General features: G+C 55.4%; 11 protein-coding genes. 10 read left to right on the plus strand and 1 reads right to left on the minus strand.

Annotation, left to right across the window (positions count from 1 at the left end; all coding sequences use genetic code 11):
• The first annotated feature begins 94 nt into the window (after positions 1-94).
• The 10 genes from miaB to rihA all read left to right on the plus strand — a co-directional run bounded on the left by miaB (position 95) and on the right by rihA (position 10371).
• Positions 95-1519: a tRNA (N6-isopentenyl adenosine(37)-C2)-methylthiotransferase MiaB gene (gene miaB / locus HVX72_RS15035; protein ID WP_042285454.1), complete on the plus strand. Its 1425-nt coding sequence runs from the start codon at positions 95-97 to the stop codon at positions 1517-1519.
• 154 nt (positions 1520-1673) lie between these two features.
• The gene (locus HVX72_RS15040; protein ID WP_042285455.1) at positions 1674-2720 is read left to right on the plus strand and encodes a PhoH family protein; all 1047 of its coding nucleotides are present in this window, start codon (positions 1674-1676) and stop codon (positions 2718-2720) included.
• The gene (ybeY, locus tag HVX72_RS15045) at positions 2717-3184 is read left to right on the plus strand and encodes an rRNA maturation RNase YbeY (protein WP_060568904.1); all 468 of its coding nucleotides are present in this window, start codon (positions 2717-2719) and stop codon (positions 3182-3184) included. The genes HVX72_RS15040 and ybeY overlap by 4 nt, the downstream gene beginning before the upstream one ends.
• 118 nt (positions 3185-3302) lie before the next feature.
• Positions 3303-4181 (plus strand): CNNM family magnesium/cobalt transport protein CorC, encoded by an 879-nt coding sequence (gene corC / locus HVX72_RS15050; protein ID WP_042285457.1) that lies wholly within the window; start codon positions 3303-3305, stop codon positions 4179-4181.
• 23 nt (positions 4182-4204) lie between these two features.
• Positions 4205-5743: an apolipoprotein N-acyltransferase gene (lnt, locus tag HVX72_RS15055; protein WP_181821790.1), complete on the plus strand. Its 1539-nt coding sequence runs from the start codon at positions 4205-4207 to the stop codon at positions 5741-5743.
• A gap of 364 nt (positions 5744-6107) precedes the next feature.
• Positions 6108-7016: an amino acid ABC transporter substrate-binding protein gene (locus tag HVX72_RS15060; protein WP_042285462.1), complete on the plus strand. Its 909-nt coding sequence runs from the start codon at positions 6108-6110 to the stop codon at positions 7014-7016.
• A 162-nt stretch (positions 7017-7178) separates the two neighbouring features.
• Entirely contained in the window at positions 7179-7919 is a 741-nt protein-coding gene (gene gltJ / locus HVX72_RS15065; RefSeq protein WP_042285465.1) for a glutamate/aspartate ABC transporter permease GltJ, read from the plus strand.
• Positions 7919-8593 carry a glutamate/aspartate ABC transporter permease GltK gene (gene gltK, locus HVX72_RS15070; RefSeq protein WP_042285468.1) on the plus strand — a complete coding sequence of 225 codons (675 nt, stop codon included), beginning with the start codon at positions 7919-7921 and terminating at the stop codon, positions 8591-8593. Before gltJ ends, gltK begins: the two co-directional genes overlap by 1 nt.
• Positions 8593-9318: a glutamate/aspartate ABC transporter ATP-binding protein GltL gene (gene gltL, locus HVX72_RS15075; protein WP_042285471.1), complete on the plus strand. Its 726-nt coding sequence runs from the start codon at positions 8593-8595 to the stop codon at positions 9316-9318. The genes gltK and gltL overlap by 1 nt, the downstream gene beginning before the upstream one ends.
• Before the next feature lie 117 nt (positions 9319-9435).
• Complete coding sequence (gene rihA, locus HVX72_RS15080; RefSeq protein ID WP_181821791.1) at positions 9436-10371, plus strand: pyrimidine-specific ribonucleoside hydrolase RihA; 936 nt, start codon at positions 9436-9438, stop codon at positions 10369-10371.
• A gap of 39 nt (positions 10372-10410) precedes the next feature.
• Here rihA and HVX72_RS15085 read toward each other — a convergent pair whose 3' ends face one another.
• Positions 10411-10893: a zinc ribbon-containing protein gene (locus tag HVX72_RS15085; RefSeq protein ID WP_042285476.1), complete on the minus strand. Its 483-nt coding sequence runs from the start codon at positions 10891-10893 to the stop codon at positions 10411-10413.
• Between the last annotated feature and the right edge of the window lie 127 nt (positions 10894-11020).

The raw sequence follows: 11020 nt of genomic DNA on the forward strand, positions 1-11020 counted from the left end.
CCTTGAGCTGATAACGGTCATACTGGTCACAACCGCGGCAAAGCATTACACTATGCGCCCTGCAATTCAGCCACTATTTCGCAAGAGCAAGTCGATGACCAAAAAACTCCATATTAAAACCTGGGGCTGTCAGATGAACGAATACGATTCATCGAAGATGGCCGATCTGCTGGATGCCACTCACGGGTATCAACTGACCGACGTGGCGGAAGAAGCGGATGTGCTGCTGCTGAATACCTGCTCTATCCGCGAGAAGGCTCAGGAAAAAGTCTTCCACCAGTTAGGCCGCTGGAAGCTGCTGAAAGAGAAAAACCCCGATCTGATTATCGGCGTCGGCGGCTGCGTAGCGTCTCAGGAAGGCGAACATATCCGTCAACGCGCTCACTATGTCGACATTATTTTTGGCCCGCAGACGCTGCACCGTCTGCCGGAGATGATCAACTCCGTTCGTGGCGATCGCAGCCCGGTGGTGGACATCAGCTTCCCGGAAATCGAGAAATTTGACCGTCTGCCGGAACCGCGCGCGGAAGGGCCGACCGCTTTCGTTTCTATTATGGAAGGCTGCAACAAATATTGTACCTACTGCGTGGTGCCGTACACCCGTGGTGAAGAGGTCAGCCGTCCGTGCGATGACATCCTGTTCGAAATTGCCCAACTGGCGGCTCAGGGCGTGCGTGAAGTGAACCTGCTCGGTCAGAACGTTAACGCCTGGCGCGGTGAGAACTACGACGGCACCACCGGATCTTTCGCCGACCTGCTGCGTCTGGTCGCCGCCATCGACGGTATCGATCGCATTCGTTTTACGACCAGCCATCCGATCGAGTTTACCGACGACATCATTGAGGTTTACCGTGATACGCCGGAACTGGTGAGCTTCCTGCACCTGCCGGTGCAGAGCGGCGCGGATCGCGTACTTAACCTGATGGGACGCACCCACACGGCGCTGGAATACAAAGCGATTATCCGTAAACTGCGCGCGGCGCGTCCGGATATTCAAATCAGCTCCGATTTTATCGTCGGCTTCCCGGGGGAAACCACTCAGGATTTCGAGCAGACCATGAAACTGATTGCCGACGTCAATTTTGACATGAGCTACAGCTTTATCTTCTCTGCGCGTCCGGGTACCCCGGCAGCCGACATGGTGGATGACGTGCCGGAAGAAGAGAAAAAGCAACGACTGTATATTCTTCAGGATCGCATTAACCAGCAGGCAATGGCCTGGAGCCGCCGCATGCTCGGCACCGTTCAGCGCATTCTGGTCGAAGGCACGTCGCGTAAGAGCATCATGGAACTGTCCGGTCGTACTGAAAATAACCGCGTGGTCAACTTTGAAGGCACGCCGGATATGATCGGTAAGTTTGTCGACGTGGAAATCACCGACGTCTGGACCAACTCCCTGCGCGGTAAAGTGGTACGCACCGAAGACGAAATGGGCCTGCGAATCGCAGAAACGCCGGAATCGGTCATTGCCCGCACCCGTAAAGAAAACGATATTGGCGTCGGGTTCTACCAGCCTTAACGCCTTCAGGCCCGCTACGCTGGCGGGCCTTGTAATTCTTCTCGCCGCCCCCATTTCTACTGCAATGCTTGCGCCTTTATCCACTGGCGTGAATAATTTCCTTATCAGCCGGTGAACGTTCATCTTCCGGCTACCTATGCATAAGAGGAACAGTTTGAACACAGACACTCGCGAAATTACCCTTGAGCCCGCAGACAATGCCCGCCTGCTGAGCCTTTGCGGCCCGTTTGACGACAACATCAAACAGCTGGAACGCCGTCTCGGCATCGAGATTAACCGCCGTGACAACCACTTTAAACTGACCGGTCGCCCAATTTGCGTTACCGCTGCGGCAGATATTTTGCGCAGTCTGTATGTTGATACCGCGCCGATGCGCGGCCAGATTCAGGACATCGAACCGGAACAGATTCATCTCGCCATTAAAGAGGCGCGCGTGCTTGAGCAGAGCGCCGAAAGCGTGCCGGAATACGGCAAAGCGGTGAACATTAAAACCAAACGCGGCGTCATTAAACCGCGCACGCCGAACCAGGCGCAGTACATCGCCAATATTCTCGACCACGATATCACCTTCGGCGTCGGGCCGGCGGGTACCGGTAAAACCTATCTGGCGGTCGCGGCGGCGGTCGATGCGCTGGAACGTCAGGAAATTCGTCGCATTCTGTTGACCCGCCCAGCGGTTGAAGCGGGTGAGAAACTCGGCTTCCTGCCGGGCGATCTCAGTCAGAAGGTCGATCCGTATCTGCGCCCACTGTATGACGCGCTGTTTGAAATGCTCGGCTTTGAGAAAGTGGAAAAGCTGATCGAGCGCAACGTGATCGAAGTCGCGCCGCTGGCCTATATGCGCGGGCGCACCCTGAATGACGCGTTCATTATTCTTGATGAAAGCCAGAACACCACCATCGAACAGATGAAGATGTTCCTGACCCGTATCGGCTTTAACTCAAAAGCGGTGATCACCGGCGATATCACACAGATTGACCTGCCGCGCAACACGAAGTCCGGGCTGCGTCATGCGATTGAAGTGCTGGCGAACGTCGAAGAGATCAGCTTCAACTTCTTCCACAGCGAAGACGTCGTGCGCCATCCGGTGGTCGCGCGCATCGTGAACGCTTATGAGGCCTGGGAAGAAGCGGAACAAAAACGCAAAGCCGAACTGGCGGCGGAGCGCAAGCGTGAAGCGCAGGAGCAAGAGCAGAAATGAATCCGGTGATCCTTGATTTACAGCTGGCGTGTGAAAACAACGCGGGCCTGCCGGACGAAGTCCAGTTTCAGACATGGCTGAATGCGGTAATCCCGCAGTTTCAGGAAGAATCAGAAGTGACGATTCGCCTGGTCGATACCGCGGAAAGCCACGATCTCAACCTGACCTACCGGGGAAAAGATAAGCCGACCAACGTGCTCTCCTTTCCGTTTGACGCGCCGCCGGGTATTGAGATGCCGTTGCTGGGCGATCTGGTTATCTGCCGTCAGGTGGTTGAACAGGAAGCGCAGGAACAGGGCAAGCCGCTGGAAGCCCATTGGGCGCATATGGTGGTACACGGCAGTTTGCATTTACTCGGCTACGACCACATCGAAGACGATGAGGCCGAGGAAATGGAAGCCCTCGAAACAGAGATTATGCTTGCTCTGGGCTATGAGGATCCGTACATTGCCGAGAAGGAGTAGCACTCCTTCATTTTGCAGGCCTGAGACGCGTAGCGCCATCAGGCGATAAATGCCGTCAGCGGCTGAGTTTACGCCTGACGCGCGTTCGATTAACTAACATGAGAACCCATACGACGCCATGAGCGACGACAATTCACACAGTAGTGACACGTTAAGCAACAAGAAGGGATTTTTCTCCCTGTTACTGAGCCAACTTTTCCACGGTGAACCGAAAAACCGTGATGAACTGCTGGCGCTGATCCGTGATTCCGGGCAAAACGAGCTGATCGATGAAGATACGCGCGACATGCTCGAAGGGGTAATGGATATTGCGGACCAGCGCGTTCGCGACATCATGATCCCCCGCTCCCAGATGATTACCCTGAAACGCAACCAGACGCTGGACGAATGCCTCGATGTCATTATCGAGTCCGCCCACTCGCGTTTTCCGGTGATCAGCGAAGACAAAGATCACATTGAAGGGATTCTGATGGCGAAGGATTTGCTGCCTTTTATGCGCAGCGACGCCGAAGCCTTCAGCATGGAAAAAGTGTTACGCCAAGCCGTTGTCGTCCCGGAGAGCAAACGCGTTGACCGGATGCTCAAGGAGTTCCGCTCACAGCGTTATCATATGGCTATCGTCATCGACGAGTTCGGCGGCGTCTCTGGTCTGGTGACCATTGAAGACATCCTTGAACTGATCGTAGGTGAAATCGAAGACGAGTATGACGAAGAAGACGATATCGACTTCCGCCAACTCAGTCGCCACACCTGGACCGTCCGCGCGCTCGCGCCGATTGAAGATTTTAATGAAGCTTTCGGCACCCACTTTAGCGATGAAGAGGTCGATACCATCGGCGGCCTGGTGATGCAGGCGTTTGGCCACCTGCCCGCCCGCGGTGAAACCATTGACATTGATGGTTACCAGTTCAAAGTGGCCATGGCCGACAGCCGCCGTATTATTCAGGTTCATGTCAGAATTCCGGATGACTCCCCCCAGCCAAAACTGGACGAATAAAACCGAACGGGAAGAAGAACTCAATGGCATTTGCCTCTTTACTTGAACGCCAGCGCATTCGCCTGCTGCTGGCGTTATTATTCGGGGCCAGCGGGACGCTGGCATTTTCTCCGTATGACATCTGGCCCGCGGCGATCATTTCGCTTATGGGCCTGCAGGCGTTAACCTTAAACCGACGTCCGCTCCAGTCCGCCGCTGTCGGCTACTTCTGGGGACTGGGGTTGTTCGGCACCGGTATCAACTGGGTGTACGTCAGCATCGCGCAGTTTGGCGGGATGCCTGGTCCGGTCAACGTCTTTCTCGTGGTGCTGCTCGCCGCTTACCTTTCTTTGTATACCGGCCTGTTTGCCGGGATCCTGGCGCACCTGTGGCCGGAAACCCGCTGGCTGCGCGTGGCGATTGCCGCGCCAGTGGTCTGGCAAATCACCGAGTTCCTGCGCGGCTGGGTTCTGACCGGCTTCCCGTGGCTGCAGTTTGGCTACAGCCAGATTGACGGCCCGCTGAAGGGGCTGGCGCCGGTAATGGGCGTCGAGGCGATCAATTTTATGCTGATGATGACGAGCGGCCTGCTGGTGCTGGCCCTCGTCAGCCGAAACTGGCGTCCGCTGGCGGTGGCGGCGATACTGTTTGCGCTGCCTTTCCCGCTGCGATACATCCAGTGGTATACGCCGGAACCCGAAAGGGCGACCCAGGTTTCTCTGGTGCAGGGGGATATCCCGCAGTCGCTGAAGTGGGACGAAAGCCAACTGATCAATACGCTGAAAATCTACCTTGATGCCACCCAACCGCTGATGGGGAAATCGCAGCTGATCATCTGGCCGGAATCCGCAATTCCGGATCTGGAAATTAACCAGCAGCGCTTCCTCGGCATGATGGACGATTTGTTACGTTCAAAAAACAGTACGCTCATTACCGGCATCGTTGACGCGCGCCTGAACAAGCAGAACCGTTACGACACCTACAACACGATTATTACGCTGGGTAAAGACAATCCTTACAGCTACGACTCAGGCAATCGCTACAACAAAAACCATCTCGTGCCGTTTGGCGAGTTTGTGCCGCTGGAGTCGATCCTGCGTCCGTTAGCGCCCTTTTTTGATCTGCCGATGTCCTCATTCAGCCGCGGTCCGTATATCCAGCCGCAGCTGCACGCCCATGGCTTCGCCCTGACGGCGGCCATTTGCTACGAGATCATTCTGGGCGAACAGGTGCGGGATAACTTCCGTCCGGACACCGACTACCTGCTGACCATCTCTAACGACGCATGGTTCGGCAAGTCGATTGGCCCGTGGCAGCACTTCCAGATGGCGCGGATGCGTTCGCTGGAGCTGGCAAGACCGCTGCTGCGTAGCACCAATAACGGGATAACCGCGGTAATTGGCCCGCAGGGCGATGTCCAGGCGATGATCCCTCAGTTTACGCGTCAGGTGCTGACCACCACCGTGACGCCGACCACAGGCTTAACGCCGTATGCCCGTACCGGCAACTGGCCGCTGTGGGCGATAACCGCCCTGTTTGGTTTTGGCGCAGTGCTAATGAGCTTGCGTCAACGCCGGAAGTAACCCTCCCGCGTAATCTCGCCGGATGGCGGCCCTGGCCCGTCTCCGGCGTTTCCTTTCTCCTGCTATTCCATTCTGGCACGTCTATTGCTTTGTAATACAAGGCAAACCTGTTTTAAGCCCAACGTGCAACCGGGACGCACCAACGCGGTTCATCGGTAGCACCGAAACAGTGCAATGAAAGATTTTTGCCTCCGGATGGTGCGGCGCACTTCGCAAAAATAAACAATAACGCAGCAATATCTTTACATTCAGCCAAACTAAATGTTAACAAACAGGTACAACACTGCACGCGCAAGTTGCAGACGATAACAACATCACAATGGGTATCAATGCGCCGATGGCGCAGACGATAAAGGAGTTGGATATGCAATTACGTAAGCTAGCCACAGCAATGCTGGTTATGGGGCTGTCTGCCGGTGTGGCGCACGCGGAAGACGCCGCGCCTGCTGCGGGCAGCACGCTGGACAAGATCGCCAAAAACGGCGTCATTGTCGTGGGTCACCGTGAGTCATCCGTACCGTTCTCGTATTATGACAATCAGCAGAAAGTGGTGGGTTATTCTCAGGACTACTCCAACGCCATCGTTGAAGCGGTGAAGAAGAAGCTGAACAAGCCTGACCTGCAGGTGAAGCTGATTCCGATTACCTCCCAGAACCGTATTCCGCTGCTGCAAAACGGCACTTTCGATTTTGAGTGCGGCTCTACCACCAACAACGTTGAGCGCCAGAAGCAGGCCGCCTTCTCTAACACCATCTTTGTCGTCGGTACCCGCTTGCTGGCGAAAAAAGGCGGCGACATTAAAGACTTCCCGGATCTGAAGGGCAAAGCGGTGGTGGTGACTTCCGGTACCACCTCGGAAATTCTGCTGCACAAGCTGAACGACGAGCAAAAAATGAATATGCGCATCATCAGCGCCAAAGACCACGGTGACTCCTTCCGCACGCTGGAAAGCGGTCGCGCAGTCGCGTTCATGATGGATGATGCCCTGCTGGCGGGCGAACGCGCGAAGGCGAAGAAACCGGACAACTGGGAAATCGTCGGCAAAGCGCAGTCCGAAGAAGCTTACGGCTGCATGCTGCGTAAAAACGATCCGGATTTCAAAAAATTGATGGATGAGACCATCGCCCAGGCGCAAACCTCTGGCGAAGCGGCAAAATGGTTTGATAAATGGTTTAAAAACCCTATCCCGCCCAAGAACCTGAACATGAATTTCGAACTCTCTGACGAAATGAAGGCCCTGTTCAAAGAGCCAAACGACAAAGCACTTAACTAACAACAATGAAATAGGGCGAGATCTCCTTGCCCTCTCGATTGCTGGTCAGCACGGACAGACTATACGCCTGATGGTCGTTCCCCATCAGGCCTGAAAACCGAAACACGCTGATCAACAATCTTCGAGGGTAGCGCTGCTACCCTTTTTTTTCGGAGTAGATGTATGTCAATAGACTGGAACTGGGGTATTTTTTTACAGGAAGCCCCCTTCGGCAACACCACCTATCTCGGCTGGCTCTGGAGTGGCTTTCAGGTCACCGTGGCGTTATCCATCACCGCCTGGATCATTGCTTTTCTCGTCGGCTCGTTATTCGGCATTCTTCGCACTGTGCCGAACCGTTTTCTTTCCGGTATCGGCACGCTTTACGTGGAACTGTTCCGTAACGTTCCGCTGATCGTGCAGTTCTTTACCTGGTATCTGGTCGTGCCGGAACTGCTGCCGGAAGATCTCGGCATGTGGTTTAAGGCAGAACTGGATCCCAACATTCAGTTCTTCCTGTCGTCAATGATCTGTCTGGGGCTGTTTACCGCCGCCCGCGTTTGTGAGCAGGTACGCGCGGCAATACAGTCGCTGCCGCGCGGGCAAAAGAATGCGGCGCTGGCCATGGGACTGACGCTGCCGCAGGCGTATCGTTACGTGCTGCTGCCTAACGCTTACCGGGTGATCGTACCGCCGATGACCTCAGAGATGATGAACCTGGTGAAAAACTCGGCCATCGCCTCCACCATCGGTCTGGTCGATATGGCGGCGCAGGCGGGCAAGCTGCTCGATTACTCCGCCCACGCCTGGGAATCCTTTACCGCCATTACCCTGGCATACGTATTAATTAATGCCTTCATCATGCTGGTGATGAACCTGGTGGAACGGAAAGTCCGCCTGCCTGGCAATATGGGAGGCAAATAATGTACGAATTTGACTGGAGTTCCATTGTCCCTTCCCTGCCGTATCTGCTGGACGGCCTGCTGATTACGCTGAAAATCACCCTGACAGCAGTGGTCGTGGGGATTGTCTGGGGCACGCTGCTCGCGGTAATGCGCCTCTCAAGCTTTGCGCCGATCGCCTGGTTTGCCAAAGCCTACGTTAACGTTTTCCGCTCCATCCCGCTGGTGATGGTACTGCTGTGGTTCTACCTGATTGTGCCGGGGCTACTGCAGGATGTGCTGGGCCTGTCGCCGAAAACCGATATCCGTCTGATCTCGGCGATGGTGGCTTTTTCGATGTTCGAAGCGGCGTATTACTCCGAGATTATCCGCGCCGGTATCCAGAGTATTTCCCGCGGACAGTCAAGCGCTGCGCTGGCGCTGGGGATGACCCACTGGCAGTCGATGAAGCTCATCATTCTGCCGCAGGCGTTTCGCGCGATGGTACCGCTGCTGCTCACGCAGGGCATCGTCCTCTTCCAGGACACCTCCCTTGTTTACGTTTTAAGCCTTGCGGACTTCTTCCGCACCGCGTCCACGATTGGCGAGCGTGACGGCACGCAGGTTGAAATGATCCTGTTTGCTGGCGCCGTCTACTTTGTTATCAGCCTGAGCGCGTCGTTGTTGGTCAGCTATTTGAAGAAAAGGACAGTTTAATGATTACCCTGAAAAATGTTTCGAAATGGTATGGTCACTTTCAGGTGTTGACCGACTGCTCCACGGAAGTAAAAAAAGGCGAAGTGGTGGTGGTTTGCGGTCCCTCGGGTTCCGGTAAGTCAACGCTGATTAAAACCGTTAACGGCCTGGAACCCGTGCAAAAAGGCGAAATTACCGTCAACGGTATTATGGTCAACGACAAGAAAACGGATCTGGCGAAGCTGCGCTCGCGCGTCGGCATGGTGTTCCAGCACTTTGAGTTGTTTCCACATCTGTCGATCATCGAAAACCTGACGCTGGCGCAGGTCAAAGTGCTCAAGCGCGATAAAGCCCCTGCCCGTGAAAAAGCGCAGAAACTGCTGGAGCGCGTCGGCCTTGCCGCCCACGCCAACAAGTATCCGGCGCAGCTTTCCGGCGGCCAACAGCAGCGTGTGGCGATTGCCCGCGCGCTGTGCATGGATCCGATCGCGATGCTGTTTGACGAACCCACGTCGGCACTCGACCCGGAGATGATCAACGAAGTACTGGACGTCATGGTCGAGCTGGCCAACGAAGGGATGACCATGATGGTGGTCACGCACGAAATGGGCTTTGCGCGTAAAGTGGCGAACCGGGTGATTTTTATGGACGAAGGGAAAATTGTCGAAGACTCGCCAAAAGAAGCGTTCTTCGCTAACCCGCAATCCGAACGCGCAAAAGACTTCCTTGCGAAAATCCTGCATTGATCCTGACGGCGCGCACGGCAGAGTGCGCGCCATCTCACGCTTTCTTGTTTCGCTCCTCGAATCCTTTTCAACCCGGCGTTACCCTTGCCGCAAAAGTAGCGCTTACAAGGAGCAACAATGGCACTTCCGATTTTGTTTGATTGCGATCCGGGTCATGACGACGCTATCGCAATGGTTCTCGCCCTCGCCTCACCAGAACTTGATGTTAAAGCCATTACCGCCTCCGCCGGCAACCAGACGCCAGAGAAAACGCTGCGTAACGTGCTGCGTATGCTGACGTTGCTAAAGCGTACCGATATTCCGGTCGCGGGCGGGGCGGTAAAGCCATTAATGCGCGAGCTGATCATCGCCGATAACGTTCATGGCGAAAGCGGGCTGGACGGTCCGGCGCTGCCGGAACCGGCTTTTGCGCCGCAGCCCTGCACCGCCGTCGAGTTAATGGCGAAAACCCTGCGCGAAAGTCCACAACCGGTCACCATCGTCTCGACCGGTCCGCAGACCAACGTTGCGCTATTACTGAATAGCCACCCGGAACTGCACGCCAACATTGCGCGAATAGTGATCATGGGCGGCGCGATGGCGCTGGGTAACTGGACGCCCGCCGCCGAGTTTAATATTTTTGTCGACCCGGAAGCGGCGGAAATCGTCTTCCAGTCAGGCATTCCGGTCGTGATGGCGGGACTGGACGTCACGCACAAAGCGCAGATCCATGCTGATGATACCGAACGTTTTCGCGCCATCGGCAACCCGATCGCGACCATCGTCGCTGAACTACTCGATTTCTTCCTCGAGTATCATAAAGATGAAAAATGGGGATTCACCGGCGCGCCGCTGCATGACCCCTGTACCATCGCCTGGCTGCTGAAGCCGGAGCTGTTTACCACCGTGGAGCGCTGGGTCGGCGTCGAAACGCAGGGTAAGTACACGCAGGGAATGACAGTCGTGGATTACTATTTCCTGACGGGCAATAGACCGAACGCCACCGTGATGGTGGATGTCGATCGCGAAGGGTTTGTGGATCTTCTGGCTGAACGCCTGACGGCTTACGCGTAATGTTTGCCGGATGGCGACACCGCCATCCGGCAGTGCGAATCACGGCTCGAACGGTCTGCGCTGAAACTGATCGTGACCGCATTTTGGACACAGCGGCAGTACGTCTGGCGTATACACGGCTAAATGGAAATGGCATTTTTCACACACCAGGTTGCCTAACCCCACCACCTCGCCGCTGTGATAAACCCCGTGATGGCTGAGATCCTGGAACACCTCACGCCATTCCAGCTGTGTTTTGTCGGTAATATCCGCCAGTTCCTGCCACAGGCTCTCTTTAATTACCCGCATAAAGACGCTGTCGGACTCCTCCTCGAGGCTTTCTTCGTAGCTCATGGCGAACTCTTCCAGGTCGCGTCTGACCGCGCGGATCAGTTCGTCCGCCTCGGTTCGCGTTAACTCCCCTGCCTGTAATACCCGCTGCCGCGCCTGTTCCACCAGCAGGTCGATATCGCGTTCGCCGTTACGCAGGCGTTCGCTTAATGACGCCACCAGTTCACGGTAATATTGAGCAACCTTGTTCATCGTTTCGCCTCCTGGGTCGTTAACTGTCTATAATAATAGACGTTATTTGCACACTGCTTTGTAAGATCGCCCGCAGAGTGAGTAAATCAATGCGCGGATTAACCCTGCGAAAGACTGTTTTGACGCG

It is taken from the genome of Citrobacter sp. RHB21-C05 (assembly GCF_013889015.1).
GTDB classification, from domain to species: Bacteria; Pseudomonadota; Gammaproteobacteria; order Enterobacterales; family Enterobacteriaceae; genus Citrobacter_A; species Citrobacter_A sedlakii.